This window comes from Tepidimonas sediminis (assembly GCF_007556605.1).
In the GTDB taxonomy this organism is placed as follows: Bacteria; Pseudomonadota; Gammaproteobacteria; order Burkholderiales; family Burkholderiaceae_C; genus Tepidimonas; species Tepidimonas sediminis.
Genome location: NZ_VJND01000001.1, coordinates 58,586 through 83,853 on the forward strand (window position 1 = coordinate 58,586; position 25,268 = coordinate 83,853).

The 25,268-nt window shown below is 73.6% G+C and carries 23 protein-coding genes; 22 read left to right on the forward strand and 1 reads right to left on the reverse strand.

The window, feature by feature from the left end; translation table 11 throughout:
* Positions 1 to 31 precede the first annotated feature (31 nt).
* The 17 genes from Tsedi_RS00290 (at position 32) to Tsedi_RS00370 (ending at position 16,195) form a co-directional block, all read left to right on the forward strand.
* Entirely contained in the window at positions 32 to 1,381 is a 1,350-nt protein-coding gene (locus Tsedi_RS00290; RefSeq protein WP_143892451.1) for a cobyrinic acid a,c-diamide synthase CobB, read from the forward strand.
* Positions 1,378 to 2,241: a cobalamin-binding protein gene (locus Tsedi_RS00295; protein ID WP_143892453.1), complete on the forward strand. Its 864-nt coding sequence runs from the start codon at positions 1,378 to 1,380 to the stop codon at positions 2,239 to 2,241. The genes Tsedi_RS00290 and Tsedi_RS00295 overlap by 4 nt, the downstream gene beginning before the upstream one ends.
* Complete coding sequence (locus Tsedi_RS00300) at positions 2,234 to 2,797, forward strand: bifunctional adenosylcobinamide kinase/adenosylcobinamide-phosphate guanylyltransferase (RefSeq protein WP_143892455.1); 564 nt, start codon at positions 2,234 to 2,236, stop codon at positions 2,795 to 2,797. The genes Tsedi_RS00295 and Tsedi_RS00300 overlap by 8 nt, the downstream gene beginning before the upstream one ends.
* Positions 2,797 to 3,723, forward strand: a complete 927-nt coding sequence (locus Tsedi_RS00305) for an ABC transporter substrate-binding protein (RefSeq protein WP_143892457.1) — start codon at positions 2,797 to 2,799, stop codon at positions 3,721 to 3,723. The genes Tsedi_RS00300 and Tsedi_RS00305 overlap by 1 nt, the downstream gene beginning before the upstream one ends.
* Complete coding sequence (locus Tsedi_RS00310; protein ID WP_143892459.1) at positions 3,720 to 4,781, forward strand: FecCD family ABC transporter permease; 1,062 nt, start codon at positions 3,720 to 3,722, stop codon at positions 4,779 to 4,781. Before Tsedi_RS00305 ends, Tsedi_RS00310 begins: the two co-directional genes overlap by 4 nt.
* On the forward strand, positions 4,778 to 5,626 hold the full coding sequence (locus tag Tsedi_RS00315; protein WP_143892462.1) for an ABC transporter ATP-binding protein: 849 nt from the start codon (positions 4,778 to 4,780) through the stop codon (positions 5,624 to 5,626). The genes Tsedi_RS00310 and Tsedi_RS00315 overlap by 4 nt, the downstream gene beginning before the upstream one ends.
* The gene (cobO, locus tag Tsedi_RS00320; RefSeq protein ID WP_143892465.1) at positions 5,616 to 6,185 is read left to right on the forward strand and encodes a cob(I)yrinic acid a,c-diamide adenosyltransferase; all 570 of its coding nucleotides are present in this window, start codon (positions 5,616 to 5,618) and stop codon (positions 6,183 to 6,185) included. Before Tsedi_RS00315 ends, cobO begins: the two co-directional genes overlap by 11 nt.
* A gap of 72 nt (positions 6,186 to 6,257) precedes the next feature.
* Positions 6,258 to 7,289, forward strand: a complete 1,032-nt coding sequence (gene bioB, locus Tsedi_RS00325) for a biotin synthase BioB (RefSeq protein ID WP_143893021.1) — start codon at positions 6,258 to 6,260, stop codon at positions 7,287 to 7,289.
* A gap of 17 nt (positions 7,290 to 7,306) precedes the next feature.
* Entirely contained in the window at positions 7,307 to 8,290 is a 984-nt protein-coding gene (gene cbiB, locus Tsedi_RS00330; RefSeq protein ID WP_143892467.1) for an adenosylcobinamide-phosphate synthase CbiB, read from the forward strand.
* Positions 8,287 to 9,405: an aminotransferase class I/II-fold pyridoxal phosphate-dependent enzyme gene (locus Tsedi_RS00335; RefSeq protein ID WP_143892469.1), complete on the forward strand. Its 1,119-nt coding sequence runs from the start codon at positions 8,287 to 8,289 to the stop codon at positions 9,403 to 9,405. The genes cbiB and Tsedi_RS00335 overlap by 4 nt, the downstream gene beginning before the upstream one ends.
* The gene (locus tag Tsedi_RS00340; RefSeq protein WP_143892471.1) at positions 9,402 to 10,871 is read left to right on the forward strand and encodes a cobyric acid synthase; all 1,470 of its coding nucleotides are present in this window, start codon (positions 9,402 to 9,404) and stop codon (positions 10,869 to 10,871) included. The genes Tsedi_RS00335 and Tsedi_RS00340 overlap by 4 nt, the downstream gene beginning before the upstream one ends.
* Positions 10,872 to 10,904: 33 nt before the next feature.
* Positions 10,905 to 11,978: a nicotinate-nucleotide--dimethylbenzimidazole phosphoribosyltransferase gene (gene cobT / locus Tsedi_RS00345; protein ID WP_143892473.1), complete on the forward strand. Its 1,074-nt coding sequence runs from the start codon at positions 10,905 to 10,907 to the stop codon at positions 11,976 to 11,978.
* Positions 11,979 to 11,990: 12 nt separating this feature from the next.
* A complete protein-coding gene (locus Tsedi_RS00350; protein WP_143892475.1) occupies positions 11,991 to 12,866 on the forward strand; it encodes an adenosylcobinamide-GDP ribazoletransferase in 876 nt (291 codons plus the stop codon).
* Between the two features lie 3 nt (positions 12,867 to 12,869).
* The gene (locus tag Tsedi_RS00355; protein WP_143892478.1) at positions 12,870 to 13,421 is read left to right on the forward strand and encodes a histidine phosphatase family protein; all 552 of its coding nucleotides are present in this window, start codon (positions 12,870 to 12,872) and stop codon (positions 13,419 to 13,421) included.
* Between the two features lie 195 nt (positions 13,422 to 13,616).
* Positions 13,617 to 13,877 carry a DUF4212 domain-containing protein gene (locus Tsedi_RS00360; RefSeq protein WP_185970526.1) on the forward strand — a complete coding sequence of 87 codons (261 nt, stop codon included), beginning with the start codon at positions 13,617 to 13,619 and terminating at the stop codon, positions 13,875 to 13,877.
* 16 nt (positions 13,878 to 13,893) lie between these two features.
* Positions 13,894 to 15,747 (forward strand): sodium:solute symporter family protein, encoded by a 1,854-nt coding sequence (locus Tsedi_RS00365; protein WP_143892480.1) that lies wholly within the window; start codon positions 13,894 to 13,896, stop codon positions 15,745 to 15,747.
* A gap of 82 nt (positions 15,748 to 15,829) precedes the next feature.
* Complete coding sequence (locus Tsedi_RS00370) at positions 15,830 to 16,195, forward strand: hypothetical protein (protein ID WP_143892482.1); 366 nt, start codon at positions 15,830 to 15,832, stop codon at positions 16,193 to 16,195.
* A gap of 48 nt (positions 16,196 to 16,243) precedes the next feature.
* On the opposite strand, the gene ppsR is transcribed toward Tsedi_RS00370, so the two are convergent.
* The gene (ppsR, locus tag Tsedi_RS00375) at positions 16,244 to 17,062 is read right to left on the reverse strand and encodes a posphoenolpyruvate synthetase regulatory kinase/phosphorylase PpsR (RefSeq protein WP_143892484.1); all 819 of its coding nucleotides are present in this window, start codon (positions 17,060 to 17,062) and stop codon (positions 16,244 to 16,246) included.
* 200 nt (positions 17,063 to 17,262) lie between these two features.
* Between ppsR and ppsA the strand changes: the two genes are divergently transcribed.
* Genes ppsA through Tsedi_RS00400 form a run of 5 tightly spaced genes read left to right on the forward strand, consistent with a single transcriptional unit; the run spans position 17,263 to position 25,255 of the window.
* Positions 17,263 to 19,659: a phosphoenolpyruvate synthase gene (gene ppsA, locus Tsedi_RS00380; RefSeq protein WP_143892486.1), complete on the forward strand. Its 2,397-nt coding sequence runs from the start codon at positions 17,263 to 17,265 to the stop codon at positions 19,657 to 19,659.
* A gap of 16 nt (positions 19,660 to 19,675) precedes the next feature.
* On the forward strand, positions 19,676 to 19,885 hold the full coding sequence (locus tag Tsedi_RS00385; RefSeq protein WP_143892488.1) for a hypothetical protein: 210 nt from the start codon (positions 19,676 to 19,678) through the stop codon (positions 19,883 to 19,885).
* Positions 19,886 to 19,910: 25 nt separating this feature from the next.
* Positions 19,911 to 22,640 carry a sensor histidine kinase gene (locus tag Tsedi_RS00390; protein WP_143892490.1) on the forward strand — a complete coding sequence of 910 codons (2,730 nt, stop codon included), beginning with the start codon at positions 19,911 to 19,913 and terminating at the stop codon, positions 22,638 to 22,640.
* Between the two features lie 57 nt (positions 22,641 to 22,697).
* The gene (locus Tsedi_RS00395; RefSeq protein ID WP_143892492.1) at positions 22,698 to 23,075 is read left to right on the forward strand and encodes a response regulator transcription factor; all 378 of its coding nucleotides are present in this window, start codon (positions 22,698 to 22,700) and stop codon (positions 23,073 to 23,075) included.
* Positions 23,072 to 25,255, forward strand: coding sequence for a 3'-5' exonuclease (locus tag Tsedi_RS00400; protein ID WP_143892494.1), 2,184 nt, complete (start codon positions 23,072 to 23,074; stop codon positions 25,253 to 25,255). The genes Tsedi_RS00395 and Tsedi_RS00400 overlap by 4 nt, the downstream gene beginning before the upstream one ends.
* Positions 25,256 to 25,268: the final 13 nt, after the last annotated feature.

Sequence of the window (25,268 nt, forward strand, 5' to 3'; positions counted from 1 at the left end):
CCACCGAGGCCGCCATCTCGACGCCGCTGCCATGCGCTGCCCCGCGCTGCTGATCGCCGCCCCGGCCTCCGGTCAGGGCAAGACCAGCGTCACCGCGGCGCTGGCGCGCTGGCACGCGCGCCAGGGACGGCGCGTGCGGGTGTTCAAGTGCGGGCCGGATTTTCTCGATCCGCAGTGGCTGGCGCTGGCCAGCGGCCACCCGGTGGACAACCTCGACCTCTGGATGAACGGCGAGGCCGACGTGCGCGCGCGGCTGGCGCGCGCGGCGCAGCAGGCCGACCTGATCCTGATCGAGGGTGTCATGGGCCTCTACGACGGCGAGCCCAGTGCCGCCGAGCTGGCGCAGCGGCTGGGCATCCCGGTGCTGGCGGTGGTGGACGCCGGGGCGATGGCAGGCACCTTTGGCGCCCTGGTGCACGGGCTGCGCCACTACCGGCCCGGGCTGCCGTGGGCCGGGGTGCTGGCCAACCGCGTGGCCGGCGCGGGGCATGCGCAGATGCTGCAGGCGGCCCTGCGCGACGGCGACGGCCCGTGGTGGGGGGCGTTGCCGCGCGACCAGGGCATGGCCCTGCCCGAGCGCCACCTGGGCTTGACGCAGGCCGGCGAGCTGCCGGATGCGCGGGCACGGCTGGACCGGCTGGCCGATGCGCTGCAGGCCACGCCGCTGGGCCGGCTCGCCTGGCCCGAATGGCAGCGCTGGGCGGTGGCGCTGGAGCCGGGCGACGCGCCGCCGGCGACCGGGCCGTGGCTGGCCGGGCGCCGCATCGCGGTGGCGCGCGATGCGGCGTTCGGCTTCCTCTACCCCGCCAACGTGGAGACGCTGCAGGCGCTGGGAGCGGAGGTCGTGTTCTTCTCGCCGCTGGCGGACGAGCCGCTGCCCGAGGCCGACGCGCTGTGGCTGCCCGGGGGCTACCCGGAGCTGCACGCCGACCGTCTCGCCTCCGCGGGTCGCACGCGCGCCAGCGTGCAGCGCCACGTGCAGGCGGGCCGTCCGGTGTGGGCGGAGTGCGGCGGGATGCTGGCGCTGCTGGAGGCGCTGACGCTGGTGGATGGGCGGCGCGTGCCGATGTGGGGGCTGCTGCCCGGGCAGGCCGTCATGCGCCCGCGGCTGGCGGCGCTCGGGCCGCACGCCTGGGCCACGCCGTGGGGCGAGCTGCGCGGGCACACCTTTCACTATTCGGAGGCGCAGATCCCGCTGGCGCCCGTCGCGCACACCACCCCGGCGCGGGCGCATGGCCGGCCCGAGGCCATCTGGCGCCACGGGCCCATCCTGGCGAGTTACTTCCACGCGTGGTTCGCCTCGGCCCCGCGGGCGGTGGCGCAGCTCCTTTCGCCGCAGGATGATCGGGTGCCAGCCGTGTCGCAGGAGGCCGCCGCATGACCCGGCCCGACTTCGGCCCGCAGCGCATCGTCTGCCTGACGGAGGAGACCACCGAGTGGCTCTACCTGCTTGGGCAGCAGCACCGCATCGTCGGCATCAGCGGCTACACGGTGCGCCCGCCGCAGGCGCGGCAGGAAAAGCCGCGCGTCAGCGCCTTTCTGAGCGCGAAGATCGACAAGATCCTGGCGTTGCGGCCGGATCACGTGTTCGGCTTTTCCGACCTGCAGGCCGACATCGCTGCCGCGCTGATCCGCGCGGGCGTGGCCGTGACGGTGTTCAACCAGCGCAGCGTCGAGGAGATCCGGGCGATGCTGTGGCAGGTGGCGGCGCTGGTCGGCTGCGCGCACGAGGGCGAGCGGTGGCTGGCGGCGATCGAGGCGCGGCACGCCGCGATGCGCGCTGAGATCCAACGGCGGCTGCAGCAGGGCGCGCGGCGCCCGCGCGTCTATTTCGAGGAGTGGGACGACCCGCCGATCACCGCGATCCGCTGGGTTTCGGAGCTGATCGAGCTGGCCGGCGGGCAGGACATCTTCGCTGAACGCGCGCGCGAGCCGCTCGGCAAGGACCGCGTGCTGCCGGATCCGCAGGAGGTGGTGCGGCGCGCCCCGGACCTCATCATCGGCTCGTGGTGCGGCAAGAAGTTCCGGCCCGAGCGCGTGGCCGCGCGCCCCGGCTGGCAGGACGTGCCGGCGGTGCGCGACGGTCAGCTGCACGAGATCAAGAGCGCCGACATCCTGCAGCCCGGCCCGGCGGCGCTGACGGACGGCGTGGCGCAGCTGCACCGCCTCATCCTGGCCTGGATGGACGGGCCGGGACGGGCCGCGGAAGGCGAGCGCCTGCGGGAGGGCGGCGATGCGTGAGCTGGTGCTGGGCGGGCAGAAGAGCGGCAAGTCGCGCTGGGCCGAGGGGCGCGCGGCGCAATGGCTGGCGGCGGACGCGCGCCACCGCGCGGTGCTGCTGGCCACCGCCCAGCCGCGCGATGCGGAGATGCGTGCGCGCATCGAGCGCCACCGGCGCGAGCGCGCCGCGCGCGTGCCGGGGATGGAGACGCTGGAGGTGGCCGGCGCCGAGCTGCCGCAGGCGCTGCAGCGCCAGAGCTCGCCGCAGGCGCTGGTGGTGGTCGATTGCCTGACGCTGTGGCTGACGCAGCTGGCGTGGCCGCCGGGGCGGGCGGCGGCGGTGGAGCCCGAAGCGCTGGAGGCGGCCATGCAGGCGCTGGAGCAGGCGCTGCAGGCCACAAGCGGCCCGGTGGTGCTGGTCGGCAACGAGATCGGCCTGGGCGTCATCCCGCTCGGGAGCGAGGTGCGCGCCTTCGTCGATGCGCTGGGCACGCTGAACCAGCGCGTGGCGGCGCGCTGCGAGCGCGTCACGCTGATGGTGGCGGGCTGTCCGCTCACCGTGAAGGGGGCGGTCTGATGGCCATCCGGCGCTTGGCACGGCTCGGCTGGGGGCGGGCGCTGCTGCTGGCCGGCGCGCTGCTGGCCGGCTGGCCGGCGCGCGCCGAGGTGCGTCTCACCGATGACCACGGCGTGGAGGTGCGGCTGGCGCAGCCGCCAAAGCGCATCGTCAGCCTGCTGCCGTCGCTGTCGGAAGCGGTGTGCGAGCTGGGCCGCTGCGACCGGCTGGTGGGCGTGGACCGCTACACCAACTGGCCGCCGGCGCTCGCGGGCGTGCCGCGCGTCGGCGGCGGGCTGGATCCGAACATCGAGGCGATCGTGGCGCTGCGGCCCGACGTGGTGCTGGCGGCCACCTCCTCGCGCGCGATCGAGCGGCTGCGCGCGCTGGGCCTCAAGGTGGTGGCGCTGGAGCCGCGCACGCACCAGGACGTGCAGCGCGTGCTGCTGACGCTGGGCGCGCTGCTGGAGGTGCCGGATGCGGCGCGCGTCTGGCGCGCGATCGACGCGGCGGTGTCGGCGGCGGCGCAGTCGCTGCCGCCGGCGGCGCGCGGGCTGCGCGTCTACGTCGAGGTCAGCCCCGGGCCCTACGCGGCGGGGGAGGCGTCGTTCATCGGCCAGACGCTGCGGCGCCTGGGGGCGCGCAACGTGGTGCCGGCCTCGCTGGGCCCCTTCCCGAAGCTGAACCCGGAGTTCGTCGTGCGCGCCGACCCGGACGTGATCCTGGTCAGCAGCCGGGCCGCCGAGGCGCTGGCGCAGCGGCCCGGCTGGGCGGCCTTGCGCGCGGTGCGGCAGGGGCGGGTGTGCGCGTTCGACGCCGCGCAGTCCGACGTGCTGGTGCGGCCGGGACCGCGCATGGCCGAGGCGGCACGGCTGATGGCCGACTGCCTGGCGCGCGCCGCCGCGCCGGCGCGCCCGACGGCAGCGGCGGCGGGAGGTCGCCCGTGAACGCGCGCCGTGCCGCCGGGGTGCTGCTGGCGCTGCTCGTGGCGGCGGCGGCGCTGCTGGTGCTGGCGGTCAGCGTCGGCAGCCTGGGGTTCGAACCGGTGTGGGGGGCGCTCGCCTCGTCGTCCGACGACGGGCAGGCGGCGCTGGCGGCGCAGATCGTGTGGGAGATCCGCCTGCCGCGGGCGCTCGGCGCCTGGGCCGCCGGGGCGCTGCTCGGGGTGGCCGGCGCGGTGGCGCAGGGGCTGTTCCGCAACCCGCTGGCCGACCCGTTCCTGCTCGGCAGCGCGGCGGGGGCGTCGCTGGCGGTGGCGCTCGCCCTGGTGGCGCTGGGCGGGGCGGCCGGCATGCTGGGGGGCGCCGGCACACCCGGCTGGAGCGTGCTGTCCTCCAGTCTCTGGGTGCGGCTCGGCCTGACCGGGGCGGCGTTCGTCGGGGCGCTGGCGGCGGTGCTGCTGACGCTGACGCTGGCGCGCGGCGTGCAGCACACGCTGCGGCTGCTGCTGGCGGGGGTGGTGGTCGGCGTGGTGCTGGGGGCCGGCACGCAGTTCGTGCTGCTGCTGGCGCCGGATGCGCTGCAGGCGATGCAGGCGTTTCTGCTCGGCTCCACGGCGTTCGTCGGCTGGCCGTCGGCCGGGCTGATGCTCGTGGCCGCCGTGCTGTGCACGGCGGCGGCGGCGCTGCTGGCGCGCGCGCTGGATGCGCTCGCGCTCGGGGAGGCCACCGCCGCGAGCCTGGGCCTGCCCCTCGGGGCGTTGCGCACGGCGCTGGTGGCGGTGCTGGCGCTGGCCACCGCCAGCGCGGTGGCACAGACCGGGCTGATCGCCTTCGTGGGGCTGGCGGCGCCGCATCTGGTGCGCTCGCTGGTGCCGACGACGCACGGCTGGCTGATGGCGCTGGCGGCGGCGATGGGCGGCGTGCTGCTGCTGGCGGCCGATACACTGGCGCGCGGGTGGCTGGCGCCGCAGGAGCTGCCGGTGGGCGTGCTGACGGCGGTGCTGGGTGGCGGCTACCTGCTGTGGCTGATGCACCGGGGGCGGCTGCGGGGGCAAGGGGCATGACGGGCACCGTGCATCCCGCCACCGACATCGCGCTGGCCGCGCAGAGGGTCCGCGTCGCGCTCGGTGGCCGCCCGGTGCTGCACGGCGTGACGGCGGCGCTGCCGCGCGGGCGCTGGACGTGCCTCGTCGGCCCCAACGGCGCCGGCAAATCCACGCTGCTGAAGGCGCTGGCGGGCCTGCTGCCGCTGCAGGGCGGCCGCATCGAGCTGCTGGGGCGGGCGCTGCAGGACTGGCCGCGCCGGGCGCGCGCCCGCACGGTGGCGTGGCTCGGTCAGGCCGAGCCGGCGGCCGACGACCTGATCGCCTGGGACGTGGCGATGCTGGGCCGGCTGCCGCACCAGCCGTGGCTGGCCACCCCCAGCGCCGCCGACCGCGCGGCGGTGGAGCAGGCGCTGCGCCTGATGCAGGCGTGGGACTGGCGCGGGCGGCCGTTGGGGCAGCTCTCCGGCGGTCAGCGCCAGCGCGTGCTGCTGGCGCGGCTGCTGGCGGTGCAGGCGCCGGTCCTGCTGATGGACGAGCCGCTGGCGCATCTGGACCCCCCGCACCAGGCCGACTGGCTGGCGCTGGTGCGCGCGCTGACGCGCCAGGGCCACACGGTGGTGACCGTGCTGCACGAGCTCAACCTCGCGCTGCACGCCGACGAGCTGCTGATCCTGGATGGCGGGCGCGTGCGCCACCAGGGGCCGGCGGCCGAGCCGGCCACGCACCGCGCGCTGGAGCAGGTGTTCGAGCAGCGCATCGCGGTGCGGCCGCTTGCCGCCGAGGCCACCTGCAGCGACGGCACGGCGTCGCGTTGGGTCGCGCTGCCGTGCGTGCCACCGCTGGAGGCCACCCATGCCGCCTGAGTCGCCGCCGACCACCAGGCCGTACGAAAAGCCGCAGGGCGAGCGCCGCGGCCTCGTCATCGTGCACACCGGCGACGGCAAGGGCAAGAGCACGGCGGCGTTCGGGCTGGCGCTGCGGGCGCACGGCCGCGGCAAGGCGGTGCGCATCTTCCAGTTCATGAAGGTGCCCACGGCGCGCTTCGGCGAGCACCGCGCCTTCGAGGCGCTGGGCGTGCCGATCGAGGGCCTGGGCGACGGCTTCAGCTGGAAGAGCCGTGACCTCGACCACTCCGCCCGGCTGGCCGCCGAGGGCTGGCGCCGTGCGCGCGAAGCGATCCTGGACGGGCGCCACTTCCTCGTCGTGCTCGACGAGATCACCTACCCGCTGCGCTACGGCTGGGTGCCGCTGCAGGAGGTGCTGCAGACGCTGCAGACGCGCCCGCGCGACGTGCACGTCTGCCTGACGGGGCGGGGCTGCCCGCCGGAGCTGATCGCGCTGGCCGACACCGTCACCGAGATGCGGCTCGTCAAGCACGCCTTCCAGGCCGGCATCCCGGCCCAGCGCGGCATTGAGGATTGAACGCAGATGGGGGTGTCCCCGTGCCATGATCCGGCCTTCGTTGTCCTCCCTCAACCTTCGCATGTCATGTCGATGAACCTCGAGATTGCCGTTGCCTCGCCGCGCGAGCGGCAGGTGGATGCAGCCCCGGCCGTGCAACGAACCGCAGACACCGCGCAGCGCCCTGCATGGACGCCGGCCGACGTGCTGGCGTTGCTGGAGCAGCCGCTGCCGGAACTTTTGTTTCAGGCGCAGCAGGTGCACCGGCAGCACCACGATCCCACCGAGATGGAGCTGGCCACGCTGCTGTCGGTCAAGACCGGCGGCTGCCCGGAAGACTGCGCGTATTGCCCGCAGTCGGTGCACCACGACACCGGGGTCAAGGCCACCAAGCTGATGACGCCCGAGGACGTGCGGGCGGCCGTGCGCGCCGCGCGGCAGGCTGGTGCCCAGCGCTTCTGCATGGGCGCGGCGTGGCGCGCGCCGACCGACCGCGATCTCGACAAGGTCGCCGAGCTGGTGCGCGTCGTGAAAGAGGAGGGCCTGGAGGCCTGCTGCACGCTGGGCATGCTGAGCGCCGGGCAGGCGCAGAGGCTGCGCGAGGCGGGCCTGGACTACTACAACCACAACCTCGACACCGCGCCGGAGTTCTACGGCGCCATCATCCACACGCGCGACTACGAGGATCGGCTGCGCACGCTCGAGCACGTGCGCGCGGCCGGCATCCGGGTCTGCTGCGGCGGCATCGTCGGCATGGGCGAGTCGCGCCTGCAGCGCGCTGGGCTGATCGCGCAGCTGGCCAACCTCGACCCCTATCCGGAGTCGGTGCCGATCAACCACCTGGTCAAGGTGGCCGGCACGCCGCTGGCCGACCAGCCCGACCTCGACCCGCTGGAGTTCGTGCGCACGATCGCCGCGGCGCGCATCACGATGCCGCGCGCCAAGGTGCGGCTGTCGGCTGGCCGGCGCGACATGGACGAATCGACCCAGGTGCTGTGCTTCTTGGCCGGCGCCAACTCGATCTTCTACGGCGACAGGCTGCTGGTGACCGGCAACCCCGACGTGGAGGCCGACCGTGCCTTGCTGGCGCGGGTAGGGATGCGCACGCGCGCGGCACAGGCTTGAGGCCGACGGATCCGCCGATGCAGCCCGACGTCCTCGGTTGGCCCGTACCCGCTGCGCTGGCGCTGGCCATCGCGGTGGCGCTGGCGTGGGACGCGCGTTTCGGCGAGCCGCCACCGCGCCTGCACCCCGTCGTCGGCATGGGACGGGTGCTGGCGGCGCTGGGCCGGTGGGTGGCGCCGCGGGCGGATGAGGCGCAGCGGCCAAGGCGGGACTTCGCCGCCGGGGCGCTGGCGTGGACGCTGGGGGCGGTGGCGGTGGTGGCGCTGGCCGGCGGCGCGCAGGCGCTGCTGAGCGGCACGCCGTGGTGGGCGCAGGGGCTGGCGCTGGGCGTGCTGCTCAAGCCGCTGCTGGCCTGGCGGATGCTGCGCGACGAGGTGGCCGCGGTGGAGGCGGCGCTGGCGCAGGGGCTGGAGCCCGGGCGCGCGCAGGTGGCGCGGCTGGTCAGCCGCGACGTGCAGGCGCTGGATGAGGCCGGCGTACGGCAGGCGGCGCTGTCCACCCTGGCGGAAAACCTCAACGACTCGGTGGTGGCGCCGCTGTTCTGGTTTGCGCTGGCGGGCCTGCCGGGGGCGGCGCTGTACCGCTGGGCCAACACCGCCGATGCGATGTGGGGCTATAGCGGCGTGCGCGGCGGGCGCGACTGGACGTGGGCCGGGCGCTGGGCCGCGCGCGCCGACGATGCGCTCTCATGGCTGCCGGCGCGGCTGACTGCGGGGCTGCTGCTGGCCGCCTCGGGCCGCGGCGTGCGGTGGCGTGCGCTGCGCGCACAGGCGCGGCGCACGCCGTCGCCCAACGGCGGCTGGCCGATGGGGGCGCTGGCGCTGCGGCTGGGGGTGCGGCTCGTCAAGCCCGGTGTGTACGCGCTCCACGAAGACGGGCGGTTGCCGCAGCGGGCCGACACCGCGCGTGCCCTGGCATGGTGCGGGCGCGTGGTCGCCGGGTGCGGTGCGCTGCTGGTGGCCGGGCTGGCGGCGCTGGAGGTCTTCGGGAGGCCGTCATGAAGGAGGAGCGGCTGGATCACCCCGTTGTCGAGGCCGGCGGGCCAGGCCCACAGGCCGGGCACGGGCCGCGCGCGGCGTCGAAGCGAACGTCTGCCGCGCTGCCGGCGCGCCCCCACGGCGGCCCCGACGCCGACGGTGTGCCGCCGTGGGACTTCTCCACCAACGCCAACGCCTGCGGGCCGTGCCCGCACGCCTGGGCGCGGGTGCAGGCGGCGGTGCGGCGTCACTATCCGGATCCCGCCTACACGGATCTGCGCCGGCGGCTGGCGGACGCGCACGGTGTGGCGCCGGCGCGCGTGCTGCTGGCCGCCAGCGGCAGCGAATGGATCCTGCGCTTTGCCGCCTGGTGCGCACGGCGGGGGCTGACGCGCGTCTGGTGGCCGATGCCCGGCTACGGTGACTACGCGCACGCCGCCGCGGTCTGGGGCCTGGCGCGCGCGCCCGGCCCGGCGCAGGCGCGTGCCGGCTGGCTGTGCGACCCCGGCAGCCCGCTCGGCCAGCCGGAGGATGCCGCCGTGGCCGAGGCATTGTTGACCGCCGGGGCGCCGGTGACACTGGACCTGGCCTACGCGCCGCTGCGGCTGCAGGGCGGCGCCGCGTTGACCGAGGCGCAGCGCGCGCACTGCTGGCAGCTGCACAGTCCCAACAAGGCGCTGGGCCTCACCGGCGTGCGCGCGGCCTACGTGATCGCGCCCGAAGAGGCCGAGCCTGGCCAGCTCGCCGAGTTGGAGGCGCTGGCGCCGTCGTGGCCGATCGGGGCCGACGGCGTGGCGCTGCTGGCCGCGTGGGTGGAGCCTTCGACGCAGCGCTGGCTGCAGGCGACCTTAGGGACGCTCGCGCAGTGGAAGGCGGCGCTCGTGCAGACGCTGCAGGCGCGCGGCTGGGACGTCGCCGCGAGCGTCACGCCGTTTCTCTGCGCCCGCCCGCCGCAGCCGCTGGAGGCGGCGGCGCTGCGCGCGCGCGGCGTCAAGCTGCGCGAGGCGGCGTCGTTCGGCCTGCCGGGCTGGTGGCGTCTGTCGGCGCAGCCGCCCGAGGCGCTGCAGGCGCTGGCCGAGGCGCTGGATGCGCCCGCGGCAAGCCCGCCCGTGGCCCCCCGGAGGAGGGCGCCGCGATGACCGCGCGCTGCCTGATGGTCTGGGGCACCAGCAGCGGCGCCGGCAAGAGCTGGCTCGCCACCGCGCTGTGCCGCTGGTACGCGCGCCAGGGCCTGCGCGTGGCGCCGTTCAAGGCGCAGAACATGAGCAACAACGCGCGCGTGGTGGCCACCTCCGACGGCGCGGAAGGCGAGATCGGCGCGGCGCAGTATTTCCAGGCGCTGGCCGCCGGCGTGGAGCCGGACGTGCGCATGAACCCGCTGCTGCTCAAGCCCGAGGCCGACACGCGCAGCCAGGTGGTGCTGCTGGGCCGCGTCGACGCCGAGCTGACCGCGCTGCCGTGGCGGCAGCGCTCGGCCCGCGTCGGGCCGGTGGTGCGGCAGGCGCTCGATGAACTGCGCGCGCAGCACGACCTGATCGTGATGGAAGGCGCCGGCTCCCCGGCGGAGATCAACCTGCAGGACAGCGACATCGTGAATCTGGCGCCGGTGCGCCACGCGCAGGCGCGTGCGCTGCTGGTGGCCGACATCGACCGCGGCGGGGCGTTCGCGCACCTGTACGGCACCTGGGCGCTGCTGCCCCCTGACGTGCGCGGCGCGCTGCGCGGCTACGTGCTGAACAGGTTCCGCGGCGACGCGGCGCTGCTGGAGCCGGCGCCGCAGCGGCTGCTGCAGCTTACCGGCGTGCCGACGCTGGCCACCCTGCCGCTGCGCTGGGGGCACGGCCTGCCCGAGGAGGACGGCGTGTTCGACGACCGTACCGTGCACGGCGGCGGCCCGGTGCGCACGACGGTGGCGGTGGTGGCCTACCCGCGCCTGAGCAACCTGGACGAATTCCAGCCGCTGAAGAACGCCGCCGGCGTGCGGCTGGTGTGGGCGCGCACGCCGGCGGATTGCGCCGGGGCCGACTGGATCATCCTGCCCGGCTCCAAGGCCACGGCGGCGGACCTGGCGTGGCTGCGCGCGCAGGGGCTGGACGCGGCGATTGCCGCGCACGCGGCGCGCGGCGGGGCGGTGCTGGGCATCTGCGGCGGGCTGCAGATGCTGGGCGAAGCGCTGGTCGATCCGCACGGCGTGGACGGCAACGCCCCGGGGCTGGGCCTGCTGCCGCTGGTCACCGCCTTCGAGCGCGACAAGACCGTGCGCCGCACCACGGCGACGTTCGCCGCGCTGCCGCCCGGCCCGTGGGCGGCCTTGGGCGGCGTGCGCGTGCGCGGCTACGAGATCCACCACGGCCGCACCGTGCCGCACCCGGCGCTCGTCGCCCGTGGCGAAGTGGCGCACGAGGTGCTGCCGGGGCTGGCGTGGTGCAACACCGCCGGCAACGTGCTGGGCCTGTACCTGCACGGCCTGTTCGAGGACGAAGCCGCGCTGCGCGCGCTGCTGGGTGCGCGCGCCCGGCCGCTGGCGGACGTGTTCGACGGCCTGGCCGACCTGGTGGAGGCGCACTTCGCCCCCGGGGCGCTGGCGGCGCTGGCCGGGCCCTGACCCTTCCACACCCCATCGATGAGGAGTCCCCCGATGACGACCCTGAACCCCGACGACCTGCCCGCCGTGCCCGACCTGCACGACGCGGCGCTGGCCGCGCGCTTGCAGGCGCTGCTGGACGACAAGACCAAGCCGCTCGGGTCGCTGGGCCGGCTGGAGGCGCTGGCGCAGCGGCTCGGCCTGATCCTCGGCACCGAGGCGCCCGCGCTGCGCGAGCCGCAGCTGGTGGTCTTCGCCGCCGACCATGGCCTGGCCGCGCACGGCGTGTCGGCCTACCCGAGCGACGTCACCTGGCAGATGGTGGAAAACTTCCTCGCCGGCGGCGCGGCGGTCAGCGTGCTGGCGCGCCAGCACGCGCTGGCGCTGACCGTGGTGGACTGCGGCGTGCGCCATGCCTTTGCCCCGCGGCCCGGCCTGGTGGACGCCAAGGTGGCCTGGGGCACGGCGGACGCGCTGCAGCAACCGGCGATGACCGACGCGCAATGCGCGCAGGCGCTGCGACACGGCATCGACCTCGTGCGGCGGCTGCCCGGCAACGTGCTGCTGCTGGGCGAGATGGGCATCGGCAACACCTCCGCCGCGGCGCTGCTGATGAGCCGGCTGACGGGTCTGGACATCGCCGACTGCACCGGCGCCGGCACGGGGCTCGACGCCGCCGGCGTGCAGCGCAAGATCGACGTGCTGCGGCGGGTGCTGGCGCGCCATGCGCAGGCCACCGAGCCGCTGCAGGCGCTGGCGGCGCTGGGGGGCCTGGAGATCGCCGCCATGACCGGCGCCGTGCTGCAGGCCGCCGCGGAGCGGCGCATCATCGTGGTGGACGGCTTCATCACCACCGCCGCGGTGCTGGTGGCGGTGCGGCTGCGCCCGCACGTGCTGCAGCGCTGCGTGTTCGCCCACCGCTCCGGCGAGCGCGGCCACGCGCTGCTGCTGGCGCACCTGAAGGCCGAGCCGCTGCTGGACCTCGGTCTGCGGCTCGGGGAGGGGTCGGGTGCGGCGCTGGCCTGGCCGCTGCTGGTGTCGGCCTGCGCCATCCTGCGCGAGATGGCCAGTTTCGGCGCGGCCGGGGTGGCGCGCGCCAGCGCGGTGGCCGCAACCGTGGCGGTCTGAGGATGCCGGGGGATGACGGATCGGCACGGCCCCGACGTCGGGCAGGGTGATGACGCTGCCGGTGCGCCGCGGCGCGCGCTGGCGCTGCGGCACTTGCTGCTCGCGCTGCAGTTCTTCACCCGCATCCCCGTCACCGGGAGGCTGGCGGCGTGGGTCGGTTATTCGCCGGCGATGCTGCGCGCCAGCGCCGTGTGGTTTCCGCTCGTCGGCGCGGTGGTCGGCGCCTGGGCCGGCGCGGTGCTGGCGGCGGCGCTCGCGCTGCTGCCGGCGCAGCCGGCGGCGGCCTGGGTGGCGGCGGGGCTGACGCTGATGGCCAGCGCATGGCTGACCGGCGCCTTCCACGAGGACGGCTGGGCCGACACCTGCGACGCGCTCGGCGGCCACGTGCCGCGCGAGCGGGCGCTGGCGATCATGAAGGATTCGCGCATCGGCAGCTACGGAGCGCTGGCGCTGGCGCTGATGGCCCTCTTGCAGGCGGCGCTGCTGGCGCTGCTGGCGCAGGCGCTGGGGGCGGCTGCGGCGGCGGCGCTGCTGGTCGCGGCGCACGTGGCCTCGCGCTTGGCGCCGCTGGTGGTCATGCGCACGCTGCCCTATGTCGGCGAAGCCGACGGGCGCAAGGCCAAGCCGCTGGCCGACGCGATCGACGACCGGGCGCTGGCGTGGGCGGGCGTGCAGACCGTGTCGTTGCTGACGGCCCTGGCGGCGCTCGTGCCGCTGGCGGCGCCGGTGTGGGGCGGGGCGCTGGCGCTGGCGGCGCTGGCGACGTGGCGCGTGCGCGCGTGGCTGGCGCGGCGGCTGCAGGGCTTCACCGGAGATGCGCTCGGCGCCACGCAGCAGGTGGTGCTGGCCGCCTTCCTCCTCGGCGCGGCGCTGGGGGCGCGGGGCTGAGCGATGCGGCTGTGGCTGGTGCGGCATGCGGCCCCGCGCATCGAGCCGGGGCGCTGCTACGGGCGGCTCGACGTCGTGGCGGACGCGGCCGCCACGCAGGCCGCCGCCGCGGCGCTGCGCGCGGCGCTGCCGCCACGCTGGGCCGGCTGGCACTCCACGCGCGCGCGCTGCCGCCAGCTGGCCGCGGCGCTGGGCGGACCACCGGCCGGGACGTGGCGCGAGGACGCCCGGCTGGACGAACTCGACTTCGGCGCCTGGGAGGGGCGCGCGTGGGACGCGATCGGCGCGGCGGCGCTGGACGCCTGGGTGGCCGACTTCGCGCACCACCGCGCCGGCGGCGGCGAGTCGGTGGCGCAGCTGCTGGCGCGCGTGCAGGCCGCGCTGGCGGAGGCTGCCGCGTCCGCAGCGACGGATGTCGTCTGGATCACGCACGCCGGCGTCATTCGCGCCGTGCAGTGGCTGCGCGCACAGGGCGCGCGTTTGCCCACCGCGGCGCAGTGGCCACGCGAGGCGCCGCACTGGGGGGCCTGGACAGTCCTCGACTGGCCTGCCTGATCGCGGTGGGGCGACCGGCGGTTACGGCCGGACGGATGGTCTCGGTGTTTTCCCTAGGTTTGGGGCTGAAACCCGGTTTCATTCAGCGGGCTGTAAGCGTGCACGCGGATAGTGGACCGCGACGCATCGCCGCCGGTGATGCGGGTAGGGCGGCCTGCGCGCCGCCGATTCGCACCAACCATCCGAGGAGCATCCATGTCCCTGAACGACAACGCACGGGCCTACTGGTCCGCGACGCTGGGGCTGCTGGCCAAAGTGCTGGTCATCTGGTTCCTGGTGTCGTACGGCGCCGGCATCCTGTTCGCCGACGCGCTCAACGCCATCAAGCTGGGCGGCTATCCGCTGGGCTTCTGGTTCGCCCAGCAGGGCTCGATCTATGTCTTCATCGCGCTGATCTTCTGGTACGCGGCGCAGATGCGCAAGATCGACGCCAAGTTCGGCATGGCCGAAGACTGACCGGGAGTGCACCACCATGAGCCTGCAACTCTGGATCTACCTGGTCGTCGGCGCGACCTTCGCCCTCTACATCGGCATCGCGGTGTGGTCGCGCGCCGGCAGCACCTCCGACTTCTACGTCGCCGGCGGCGGCGTGCACCCGGTCACCAATGGCATGGCCACCGCGGCCGACTGGATGAGCGCGGCCTCGTTCATCTCGATGGCCGGCCTGATCTCCAACATGGGCTACGGCGGCGCCGTGTTCCTGATGGGCTGGACCGGCGGCTACGTGCTGCTGGCCTGCCTGCTGGCGCCGTACCTGCGCAAGTTCGGCAAGTTCACCGTGCCCGAGTTCATCGGTGACCGCTACTACTCGCAGACCGCGCGCAACGTCGGCGTGATCTGCCTGCTGGTGGCCTCGATCACCTACATCATCGGCCAGATGACCGGTGTCGGCGTGACGTTCTCGCGCTTCCTGGGCGTCTCCAGCGACATGGGCATCTACATCGGCATGGCCATCGTGTTCGCCTATGCGGTGTTCGGCGGCATGAAGGGCATCACCTACACCCAGGTGGCGCAGTACATCGTGCTGATCCTGGCCTACCTGGTGCCGGCGTTCTTCATCTCGCTGGCGCTGACCGGCAACGTCATTCCGCAGCTGGGCCTGGGCTCGAACCTCAGCGGCACCGACGTGGCGCTGCTGGACAAGCTCAACCAGGTGCTGGTGGATCTGGGCTTCGGCGAGTACACGACGCAGGTCGCCGGCAACAAGCTCAACATGTTCTTCTACACCGTGTCGCTGATGATCGGCACCGCGGGTCTGCCGCACGTCATCGTGCGCTTCTTCACCGTGCCCAAGGTGGCCGACGCGCGCGCCTCGGCCGGCTGGGCGCTGGTGTTCATCGCGCTGCTCTACACCACCGCCCCGGCGGTGGGCGCGATGGCGCGCCTGAACCTGATCGGCACCGTCAACACCGCCGTCGGCGTCGAGCCCGATCCGGCCGGTGGCGTGCGCATCAACGCCGACAAGGTCAAGGCCGGCGGCGACCTGATCAGCGCCGAGGCCTCGCTGCCGTACGAGCAGCGCCCCGACTGGTTCAAGCGCTGGGAGAAGACCGGCCTGCTGAAGTTCGAGGACAAGAACGGCGACGGCCGCATCCAGTTCTACAACGACAAGACCAAGAACGAGGCCGTCAAGGCCAAGGCCGAGGCCGCCGGCTTCAAGGGCAACGAGCTGACCGTCAACGCCGACATCATCGTGCTGGCCAACCCCGAGATCGCGCTGCTGCCCAACTGGGTGATCGCGCTGGTGGCCGCCGGTGGTCTGGCCGCGGCGCTGTCCACCGCGGCGGGCCTGCTGCTGGCGATCTCGTCGGCGATCTCGCACGACCTGATCAAGGGCGCGATCAACCCCAACATCAGCGAGAAGGGCGAGCTGCTGGCCGGCAAGATCGCGATGGCGGGCGCCATCGTCGTCGCGGGCTACCTGGGCCTGAACCCGCCGGGCTTTGCCGCCGGCACGGTGGCGCTGGCGTTCGGCATTGCCGCCTCCACCATCTTCCCGGCGCTGATGATGGGCATCTTCAGCAAGAAGGTGACCAGCTCCGGTGCGATCGCCGGCATGCTGTCGGGCCTGTTCGTGACGCTGTTCTACGTGTTCGCGCACAAGGGCATCTTCTTCGTCAAGGGCACCGAGTACCTGGATCTGATCGGCGGCGCCAACAGCTTCTTCGGCGTCACGCCGGAGGCCTTCGGTACCGTCGGCGCGATCGTCAACTTCGTCGTGGCGTTCGCGGTCAGCAGCGTGTCCAAGCCGGTGCCGGCGCACATCCAGGAGCTGGTGGAGTCGGTGCGCGTGCCCAAGGGGGCGGGCGCGGCCGTCGGCCACTGATCCCGGTTTTCTGACACACTAGGCGGGCCCCGCCGGACGACAGCGCCGGCGGGGCCTTTTTGCCATCCCCGATGGGTTGTCAATGGTCACCGTCTACCCGATCAAGATTCTGTTTTTCCTGGTGCTCTTCCCCGTGGCATTCTTCTGGCTGCGGCGCGCTTGGCGCATCGCCGTGCGGCACGATTTCTCCGAGGTGGCGCTGCGCAAGGGCGAGCCTCCCGCGGATCCGGCGCGCTGGGCGCCGTACGAACTCGCGCTCAACCTCGTCGCCGGCGGCGTGCTGGTCGGCGTGATCGTGTCGGTGCTGCTGGGCTGGCTCGCCTACGAGGACTGGGTCGCGATCGCCGGCTCGACGCTGTGGATGAAGATCTTCCTGTCGTTCGCGCTGGCGCGCCACGCGCACGGCTTCGGCCCGGGACGCACCCGCCGCGCCGCGCCGCGCGACTGAACCCGCCAGGTCGCGCGCAGCGAACCTCGCGCTCCGGCGCGTCCGTCCTCAGCGGGCGGACTGCGCCTCCAGATCCTGGCGGATGATCGTGGCGATCTCCTCGATCGACTTGTGCGTCGTCGACAGGATGCGGATGCCGGCGCGGCGCATCAGCGCCTCGGCCTCGCGCACCTCGTAGCGGCACTGCTCCAGGCTGGCGTAGCGCGAATTCGGCCGCCGCTCGTGGCGCACCTCGCTCAGGCGCACCGGATCGATCGTCAGGCCGAACAGCTTCCTCCTGTGCGGCAGCAGCGCCGGGGGCAGCTGGCCGCGCTCGAAGTCCTCGGGGATCAGCGGGTAGTTGGATGCCTTCAGCCCGAACTGCAGCGCCAGATAGAGCGAGGTGGGCGTCTTGCCGCTGCGGCTGACCCCCACCAGGATGACGTCCGACTGTTCGAGGTTGGCGTCGGTCTGGCCGTCGTCGTGCTCCAGCGTGAAGTGGATCGCCTCGATGCGGTCGTGGTACTCGCGGCTGCGCGTCACGTCGGAGAAGCGCCCGACGCGGTGGTTGGACTTCATGCCCAGCTCCAGCTCCAGCGGCGCGATGAAGGTGCCGAACATGTCGATCAGCATGCCCTGGCAGTGCTGGCGCAGCACCTCCAGCACCTCCAGATTGACCACCGTCGTGAACACCAGCGGCCGCTTGCCGTCGACCTCGGCGGCATGGTTGATCTGGCGCACCGCCTGATGCGCCTTGTCGACGTCGTCGACGAAGGGCAGGCGCACGCGCTTGGGGTGGATCTCGAACTGCTTGAGCAGCGCGTCGGCAAACGTCTCGGCGGTGATGCCGGTGCCGTCGGAAACGAAGAAGGCGGTGCGGTTGGGCATGGGGCGCAGGCTGGCGGAATGGGTGGGGGCGCAGGCGCCCCGGACGTACAATCCCGGACATTATCGCGGCGTGGCGCGAGCGGTTCGCATGGCCGTCCGCGCCGCGCGACGCGCGGGCCACGAACGAACAACGACGACAAGGCCCCGCCGCGCCGGCGGCGCCGCGGACCGGTTTTTCCACCATCTGGAGTGTTGCCACCATGTCCGACAACCGCTTTCCCCCCGACGCACTGGTCGTTCCCTTCGAGCAGCTGCGCATGGCCGACGTCGAAATCGTCGGCGGCAAGAACGCCAGCCTCGGCGAGATGATCTCGCAGCTGCCGCAGGGCGTGCGCGTGCCCACCGGCTTTGCCACCACGGCGCATGCGTTCCGTCTGTTCCTGAAGCACGGCGGGCTGGATGAGCGCATCCACGCGATGCTCGCCAGGCTCGACGCCGACGACGTCAAGGCGCTGGCGGCCACCGGCGCCGAGATCCGCGCCATGGTCGAGGCGCAGCCGTTCCCGCCCGAGCTGGAAGCCGCGATCCGCGACGCCTACGCGCGCCTGGACGGGGGCCTGAACGCCAGCTACGCGGTGCGCTCCTCGGCCACCGCCGAGGATCTGCCCGATGCCTCGTTCGCCGGCCAGCAGGAGACTTTCCTCAACGTCGTCGGCATCGAGCAGATCCTGCACAAGATCAAGGAGGTCTTCGCCAGCCTCTACAACGACCGCGCGATCAGCTACCGCGTGCACAAGGGCTTCGCGCACAGCGAGGTGGCGCTGTCGGCCGGCGTGCAGCGCATGGTGCGCTCGGACTTGGGCGCCTCCGGCGTCATGTTCACGATCGACACCGAAAGCGGCTTCGAGGACGTCGTCTTCATCACCGCCAGCTACGGCCTGGGCGAGACGGTGGTGCAGGGCGCCGTCAACCCCGACGAGTTCTACGTCCACAAGCCGATGCTCAAGGCCGGCAAGCACGCCATCATCCGCCGCAACCTCGGCAGCAAGCTGATCCAGATGGTGTTCGCCACGCCGGAGGAGAAGGCCGCCGGCGGCAAGCTGGTCAAGACGGTGGACGTGCCGGTGGAGCAGCGCAACCGCTACAGCCTGACGGATGCCGAGGTGCTGGAGCTGGCGCGCTACGCGCTGGTCATCGAGCAGCACTACGGCCGTCCGATGGACATCGAGTGGGGCAGGGACGGCGTCGACGGCCAGATCTACATCCTGCAGGCGCGGCCGGAGACCGTCAAGAGCCAGGCCGCCGGCCAGGTGGAGCTGCGCTACAAGCTCAAGGCCAAGGGCCCGGTGCTGGTGAGTGGCCGCGCCATCGGCCAGAAGATCGGCACCGGCAAGGTGCGCATCGTGCACTCGATCGCCGAGATGGACAAGGTGCAGCCCGGCGACGTGCTGGTCACCGACATGACCGACCCCAACTGGGAGCCGATCATGAAGCGCGCCAGCGCCATCGTCACCAACCGCGGCGGGCGCACCTGCCACGCGGCCATCATCGCGCGCGAGCTGGGCATCCCCGCGGTGGTCGGCTGCGGCCACGCCACCGAGGCGCTCAAGGACGGCCAGCTCGTCACCGTCAGCTGCGCCGAGGGCGACACCGGCCACATCTACGAGGGACTGCTGGAGACCGAGGTCACCGAGGTCAAGCGTGGCGAGATGCCGGAGCTGCCGGTCAAGATCATGATGAACGTCGGCAACCCGCAGCTGGCGTTCGACTTCGCGCAGATTCCCAACGGCGGCGTCGGCCTGGCGCGGCTGGAATTCATCATCAACAACAACATCGGCGTGCACCCGCAGGCGATCCTGGACTACCCCAACGTCGATGCGGACCTCAAGCGCGCGGTGGAATCGGCCGCGCGCGGCCACGCCAGCCCGCGCGCCTTCTACGTCGACAAGGTGGCCGAGGGCGTGGCCACGATCGCCGCGGCGTTCTGGCCCAAGCCGGTCATCGTGCGGCTGTCGGACTTCAAGAGCAACGAGTACCGCAAGCTGATCGGCGGCAGCCGCTACGAGCCCGACGAGGAAAACCCGATGCTGGGCTTCCGCGGCGCGGCGCGCTACCTGAGCGCCGAGTTCGCCGAGGCCTTCGCGATGGAGGTGGAGGCGATCAAGCGCGTGCGCGGCGAGATGGGCCTGACCAACGTGCAGGTGATGGTGCCGTTCGTGCGCACGCTGGCGCAGGCCAGGCGCGTCACCGAGCTGCTGGCCTCGATGGGCCTGAAGCGCGGCGACAACGATCTCAAGCTCATCATGATGTGCGAGATCCCGAGCAACGCGGTGCTGGCCGAGCAGTTCCTCGAGTTCTTCGACGGCTTCTCGATCGGCTCCAACGACCTGACGCAGCTGACGCTCGGGCTGGACCGCGACTCGGGGCTGGAGCTGCTGGCGCACGACTTCGACGAGCGCGACCCGGCGGTGCTGGCGCTGATCGAGCGCGCCATCCAGGCCTGCCGCGCGCAGGGCAAGTACATCGGCATCTGCGGCCAGGGGCCCAGCGACCATCCGGACTTCGCGCGCTGGCTGATGGACAAAGGCATCAGCTCGATCTCGCTGAACCCGGACACGGTGGTCGACACCTGGCACCGGCTGGCCGGACAGGGCTGACGCAGGCTGCGCCGCCATGTCGCGCCCACCGCACGCCCCGACCCAGGCCCGGCTGTGGGCGCTGTTCGCGCTGGGCGTGGCGGCGTTCAACTTTCCGCTGCTGGCGGTGTGGGCCGCGCTGGCCGAGCAGGCCGGCGCGGCCGCCCCTTGGGCGGTGGCGCTGTTCGTCGTCTGGGCCGGGCTGATCGCGCTGTTGGCCTGGGTGCTGGAGGGCGCGCCGGACTGACCCGGCACGGCCGCAGGGGCCTGCGATGTCCACCGCCGTCGTCGCCAGCGCCGCCTTCGCCTATCTGGCGCTGCTGTTCGGCGTGGCGCACTGGGCCGACGGACGCGCGCGCGCCGGCCGCTCCCCCACGCGCAGCCCCTGGGTCTACGCGCTGTCGCTGGCGGTGTACTGCACCGCCTGGACCTACTTCGGCAGCGTCGGCCGCGCCGCCAGCGGCGGGCTGTGGTTCCTGCCGATCTACCTCGGCCCCACGCTGGCGATGGTGCTGGGCTGGGTGGTGCTGCGCCGCATCGTGCGGCTGGCGCGCACCCAGCGCCTGACCACGATCGCCGACTTCATCGCCAGCCGCTACGGCAAGAGCCCGGTGCTGGCCGGCTGGGTGACGCTGATCACGGTGGTCGGCATCGTGCCGTACATCGCCCTGCAGATCAAGGGCATCGCGGTGGCCACCGCGGTGATCACCGGCCAGCCGCGGGACGCCGGCGCGGGCCTGGCCTGGTGGCAGGACAGCACGCTGTACCTGGCGCTCGGGCTGGCGGCGTTCACGATCGTCTTCGGCGTGCGCCACTGGGACGGCACCGAGCGCCACGCCGGCATGGTCAGCGCGATCGCCTTCGAGTCGCTGGTCAAGCTGGTGGCCTTCCTCGCCGCGGGGGCTTACGTCACCTGGGGCATGATGGGCGGGCCGGGCGAGCTGTTCGCGCGCGCACGCGCCGAGCCGGCCCTGGCGCGGTTGCTGACGCTGGGCGATGCGGGTTCGTTCGCCTGGTCGAGCTGGCTGGCGCTGACGCTGCTGGCCGCGCTGTCGGTGCTGCTGCTGCCGCGGCAGTTCCAGGTGATGGTGGTGGAGGCCGAGGACGAGCGCCATCTGCGGCGCGCGGCCTGGGTGTTTCCGCTCTACCTGTGGCTGATCAACCTGTTCGTGCTGCCGCTGGCGCTGGCGGGCCTGCTCGTCTGGGGGCCGGAGGCGGCACCGCAGGCCGAGCTGTTCGTGCTGCGGCTGCCGCAGGCCGCCGGCGCCGACGCGCTGGTGCTGCTGGTGTTCCTCGGCGGGCTGTCGGCCGCCACCGGCATGGTCATCGTCGAGTCGATCGCGGTGGCCACGATGGTCTGCAACGACCTCGTGCTGCCCTGGTGGCTGCGCCGGCACGCGCGCGCAGCGCCCGGGGCCGACCTGACCGGCCTGATCCTGCGCATCCGCCGGCTGGCCATCGTCGGGCTGCTGCTGCTCGGTTACGCCTACTACCGCGTCGCCGGCGACGCCTACGCGCTGGTCAGCATCGGGCTGATCAGCTTCGCGGCGGTGGCTCAGTTCGCGCCGGCCTTCTTCGGCGGCCTGTGGTGGCGCGGGGCCAGTCACGCCGGGGCGCTGGCCGGGCTGCTGGGCGGCTTTGCGGTGTGGGCCTACACGCTGATGCTGCCGTCGCTGGCCAAGTCCGGCTGGCTGCCGCGCGCGTGGGTGGAGCAGGGGCCCTGGGGCGTGGCGCTGCTGCGGCCGGAGGCGCTGCTGGGCCTGCAGGGCTTCGATGCGCTCACCCACGGGCTGTTCTGGAGCCTGCTGGTCAACGTCGCGCTCTATGTCGGCGTGTCGTTGGCGCGCCCGCCAGGTGCGGCGGAGGCGGCGCAGGCGCTGCTGTTCACCGGCGGCGACGGCACCGCGCCGGTGCTGTGGCGCGGCCAAGCCTCGCTGCCGGCGCTGCGCGCGCTGCTGGCGCGCATCGTCGGCGAGGCGCGCGCCGAGGCCTTGCTGGCGCAGCAGGCGCAGGCGCGCGGGGTGGCCCCGGCGGCGCTGGTGCCCGACGCCGCGCTGGTGCAGTGGGTGGAGACGCAGCTGGCCGGCACCGTCGGCAGTGCCTCGGCGCGGCGGCTGGTGGCCTCGGTGGTGCAGGAGCAGCCGCTGCATCTGGACGACGTGCTCGACATTCTGCAGGAAACCAGCCGGCTGCGCGCGCTGTCGCGGGCGCTGGAGGAAAAGTCGCGTTCGCTGGAGGAAGCCACGCAGCAGCTGCGCGCGGCCAACGAGCGGCTGCAGGAGCTCGACCGCCTCAAGGACGACTTCATGTCGTCGGTGACGCACGAGCTGCGCACGCCGCTGACCTCGATCCGCGCGTTGGCCGAGATCCTGCGCGACGACCCCGACCTGCCAGCGGCGCAGCGCCGGCAGTTTCTCGGCATCATGGTCGACGAGGCGCAGCGGCTGTCGCGGCTGGTCAACCAGGTGCTGGACATGGCCAAGATCGAATCCGGCCAGGCCGAGTGGGCCAGCGCCGACGTGGACGTGGTGGCCGCGGTGCGGCACGCGGCCGCCGCCGCGCAGCCGCTGCTGGAGGCGCGCCGCGCCATGCTGGTGGTGGAGGCTGCCGTCGAGCAGGCTTGGGTGCGCGCCGACCCGGATCGACTGCAGCAGGTGCTGCTCAACCTGCTGTCCAACGCCGCCAAGTTCGTGCCGGACGACGGCCGCGGCTGCGTGCGCGTGGTGGTGGAGCCGGCGCCGCAGGGCGAGCGCGTGCGCGTGGCGGTGATCGACAACGGCCCCGGGGTACCGCCGGCGCAGCGCCAGGCGATCTTCGAAAAGTTCCGCCAGGGTGGCGACGGCGCGCGCCCGGGAGGCACCGGGCTGGGGCTGCCGATCAGCCGCCGCATCGTCGAGCACCTGGGCGGCCGCCTCTGGCTCGACGAGGCGTACGAGGGTGGGGCTTGCTTCGTGTTCGAGCTTCCCCTGTTGGCGCAGCGTCAGCCGCCCGGCGTACACTGAAGAGCGAGACGGCCCGTGCGGTGGCGGGGCCGAAACGATGCAGAGGAGACCGGCGCCATGGCAGCCAAGCGCGTGCTGATCGTCGACGACGAGCCCAACATCCTCGTGCCGCTGGAGTTCCTGATGAAGCGCGAGGGCTACGAGGTGCGCTGCGCCCACGACGGCGAGGAGGGGCTGCGGGCGGTGCGCGAGTGGCGTCCCGACCTCGTGCTGCTCGACGTCATGATGCCGCGCCGCGACGGTTTCGAGGTCTGCCAGGCGATCCGCGCCGACCCGCAGCTGGCGCCGGTGCGCGTGGTCATGCTGACCGCCAAGGGCCGTGACGCCGACGTCGCCAAGGGGCTGGCGCTCGGGGCCGACGCCTACCTGACCAAGCCGTTCGCCACGCAGGACCTGGTGCAGCGCGTGCGCGAGCTGCTGGAGCGGCCGCGATGAGGCGGCGCGTCGACCCGCGCCTGTGGTGGCTGCTGGCCGGGGCGGCAGCGGTGTCGCTGGCGTGGCTGGCGGTGACGGTGGGTTTGATCGCCGTTACCCTGGAGCAGCAGGCGCGGCAGCACATGCTCGAGCTGCTCGGCGACCGCTGGGGCTTCGTGCTGCTGATGTGGCTGCTGGGCATGGTCGCCATCGCCTGGGGACTGCAAAAGGCCTTCGAGGTCGGCGTGCATCCCTGGCGGCGCTTGGCGGAGGAGGCGGCGGTGCTGCTCACTGCCGAGCCCGCCCCGACGCTGCGCGAGCGCGGACCGGCCGACGTGCGCCGCGTGGCGCGGCTGTTCAATGAGCTGGTGCAGCAGCGCGAGCGCTGGCGCGCCGAGGTGGACGAGCGCGTGCGCGCCGGGGCGCGCGCCATCGAGCAGGAAAAGCGCCGCCTGGCCGCGCTGATGGCCGAGCTGACGCAAAGCGTCATCGTCTGCAACCTCGACGGGCGCGTGCTGCTCTACAACAACCGCGCGCGGCTGCAGGTGCGTGCGCTGTCGCAGGCGCCCGGCGGGCTGGGGGGAGCCGAGCTGCTGGGCCTGGGGCGCTCGATCTACACCGTGCTGGACCGCGCGCTCATCGCCCACGCGCTGGAGGAGCTGCGCCAGCGCCTGCGCAAGGGCGCGGCGCAGCCCAGCACGCAGTTCGTCACCGCCACGCGCGGCGGGCAGCTGCTGCGCGTGCAGGTGGCACCGGTGCGCGAGGTCGGCGACGAGGAGGGCGGACGGCAGGCCGATCCGGCGGCGATGGCCGGCTTCGTGCTGGTGCTGGACAACATCACGCGCGAACACGAGCAGGCGGCGCGCCAGGAGCGGCTGTGGACCGAGCTGACCGAGGGCGGGCGGCGCGCGCTGGCCAACGTGCGCGCGGCGCTGGAGGTGCTGCAGCTGCCCGACGTGGACGACGCCATGCGCCAGCGCCTGCTGGCCGTGGTGCACGACGAGGTGCTGGGGCTGGGCCAGCGGGTGCAGGAGGCGGCCCGCGAAGGGCTGGCCCAGCCGGCCACGCACTGGCCGCTGGAGGACATGCTGGGGGCCGACTTGCTGGCGGTGTTGCAGCGCCGCCTGGGCGAGGTCGAAGGCCTGCAGGTGACGGTGGAGCCGTGTGACCCCTCGGTGTGGGTGCGCGTGGAGAGCTTTGCGCTGTCGCAGGGGCTGCAGCGGCTGGCGGTGCGGCTGGCGCGGCAGGCCGGGGTGCATGAGCTGACGCTGGCGCTGCAGCAGCCGCAGGACGGCGGCGGCGCGCGCCGCGTGCACCTGGCGCTGAGCTGGTCGGGGTCGGCCGCCGTGGCGCGCGAGGGCCGCTGGCTCGAGGACGACGACGGCGTCGGCGGCACCAGCCTGCGCGAGGTCGCCGAGCGGCACGGCGGCGCCTGCTGGCTGGAGGAGGCCCCTGGCGGTGGCGGGCGGCTGTGCCTGTGGCTGCCGGCGCTGGCCGCCAGCGCCGGTGCCGAGCCGCAGGCCGTGGTGCGGGCCGAGAGCCGGCCGGAGTTCTACGACTTCGACCTGTTCCGTGTCTCGCCGGCCGTGCAGGCGTGGGACGACATGCCGCTGGCCCAGCTGACCTACACCGTCTTCGACACCGAGACCACCGGCCTGAACCCGTCCGATGGCGACGAGATCATCCAGATCGGCGCCACGCGCATCGTCAATGGCCGGCTGCTGCGGCACGAGAGCTTCGAGCAGCTGGTCGATCCGCGTCGCCCGATCCCGCGCGCGACGATCCCGATCCACGGCATCACGCCGGAGATGGTGCGCGGCCAGCCCGACATCACGCAGGTGCTGCCGGCGTTCCATGCGTTTGCGCGCGACACCGTGCTGGTGGCGCACAACGCGGCCTTCGACATGCGCTTCCTGCAGCTCAAGGAGCGCAGCGTCGGCGTCGTGTTCGATCAGCCGGTGCTGGACACGCTGCTGCTGTCGGCGGTGGTGCATCCGGAGCAGCCGTCGCACAGCCTGGAGGAGATCGCGGCGCGCTTCGGCATTCCGGTGCTGGGCCGCCACACCGCGCTGGGCGACGCCTTCGTCACCGCCGAGGTGTTCCTGCGCCTGATCCCGCTGCTGGCGCAGCAGGGCATCGTCACGCTCGGCCAGGCGCGTCGCGCCGCCGAGCGCACCTTCTACGCGCGGTTGACCTACTGAGGAGCAGGCGCGG

What these genes read in the sequence shown, in the direction of transcription:
- Tsedi_RS00355 (WP_143892478.1), top strand. Translation starts at nt 12,870, where the DNA reads ATGCGGCTGTGGCTGGTGCGGCATGCGGCCCCGCGCATCGAGCCGGGG.
- bioB (WP_143893021.1), top strand. Translation starts at nt 6,258, where the DNA reads ATGAACCTCGAGATTGCCGTTGCCTCGCCGCGCGAGCGGCAGGTGGAT.
- Tsedi_RS00295 (WP_143892453.1), top strand. Translation starts at nt 1,378, where the DNA reads ATGACCCGGCCCGACTTCGGCCCGCAGCGCATCGTCTGCCTGACGGAG.
- Tsedi_RS00390 (WP_143892490.1), top strand. Translation starts at nt 19,911, where the DNA reads ATGTCCACCGCCGTCGTCGCCAGCGCCGCCTTCGCCTATCTGGCGCTG.
- cobT (WP_143892473.1), top strand. Translation starts at nt 10,905, where the DNA reads ATGACGACCCTGAACCCCGACGACCTGCCCGCCGTGCCCGACCTGCAC.
- Tsedi_RS00400 (WP_143892494.1), top strand. Translation starts at nt 23,072, where the DNA reads ATGAGGCGGCGCGTCGACCCGCGCCTGTGGTGGCTGCTGGCCGGGGCG.
- cbiB (WP_143892467.1), top strand. Translation starts at nt 7,307, where the DNA reads ATGCAGCCCGACGTCCTCGGTTGGCCCGTACCCGCTGCGCTGGCGCTG.
- Tsedi_RS00365 (WP_143892480.1), top strand. Translation starts at nt 13,894, where the DNA reads ATGAGCCTGCAACTCTGGATCTACCTGGTCGTCGGCGCGACCTTCGCC.
- Tsedi_RS00315 (WP_143892462.1), top strand. Translation starts at nt 4,778, where the DNA reads ATGACGGGCACCGTGCATCCCGCCACCGACATCGCGCTGGCCGCGCAG.
- ppsR (WP_143892484.1), bottom strand. Translation starts at nt 17,062, where the DNA reads ATGCCCAACCGCACCGCCTTCTTCGTTTCCGACGGCACCGGCATCACC.
- cobO (WP_143892465.1), top strand. Translation starts at nt 5,616, where the DNA reads ATGCCGCCTGAGTCGCCGCCGACCACCAGGCCGTACGAAAAGCCGCAG.
- Tsedi_RS00290 (WP_143892451.1), top strand. Translation starts at nt 32, where the DNA reads ATGCGCTGCCCCGCGCTGCTGATCGCCGCCCCGGCCTCCGGTCAGGGC.
- Tsedi_RS00385 (WP_143892488.1), top strand. Translation starts at nt 19,676, where the DNA reads ATGTCGCGCCCACCGCACGCCCCGACCCAGGCCCGGCTGTGGGCGCTG.
- Tsedi_RS00395 (WP_143892492.1), top strand. Translation starts at nt 22,698, where the DNA reads ATGGCAGCCAAGCGCGTGCTGATCGTCGACGACGAGCCCAACATCCTC.
- ppsA (WP_143892486.1), top strand. Translation starts at nt 17,263, where the DNA reads ATGTCCGACAACCGCTTTCCCCCCGACGCACTGGTCGTTCCCTTCGAG.
- Tsedi_RS00350 (WP_143892475.1), top strand. Translation starts at nt 11,991, where the DNA reads ATGACGGATCGGCACGGCCCCGACGTCGGGCAGGGTGATGACGCTGCC.
- Tsedi_RS00340 (WP_143892471.1), top strand. Translation starts at nt 9,402, where the DNA reads ATGACCGCGCGCTGCCTGATGGTCTGGGGCACCAGCAGCGGCGCCGGC.
- Tsedi_RS00305 (WP_143892457.1), top strand. Translation starts at nt 2,797, where the DNA reads ATGGCCATCCGGCGCTTGGCACGGCTCGGCTGGGGGCGGGCGCTGCTG.
- Tsedi_RS00360 (WP_185970526.1), top strand. Translation starts at nt 13,617, where the DNA reads ATGTCCCTGAACGACAACGCACGGGCCTACTGGTCCGCGACGCTGGGG.
- Tsedi_RS00300 (WP_143892455.1), top strand. Translation starts at nt 2,234, where the DNA reads ATGCGTGAGCTGGTGCTGGGCGGGCAGAAGAGCGGCAAGTCGCGCTGG.
- Tsedi_RS00370 (WP_143892482.1), top strand. Translation starts at nt 15,830, where the DNA reads ATGGTCACCGTCTACCCGATCAAGATTCTGTTTTTCCTGGTGCTCTTC.
- Tsedi_RS00335 (WP_143892469.1), top strand. Translation starts at nt 8,287, where the DNA reads ATGAAGGAGGAGCGGCTGGATCACCCCGTTGTCGAGGCCGGCGGGCCA.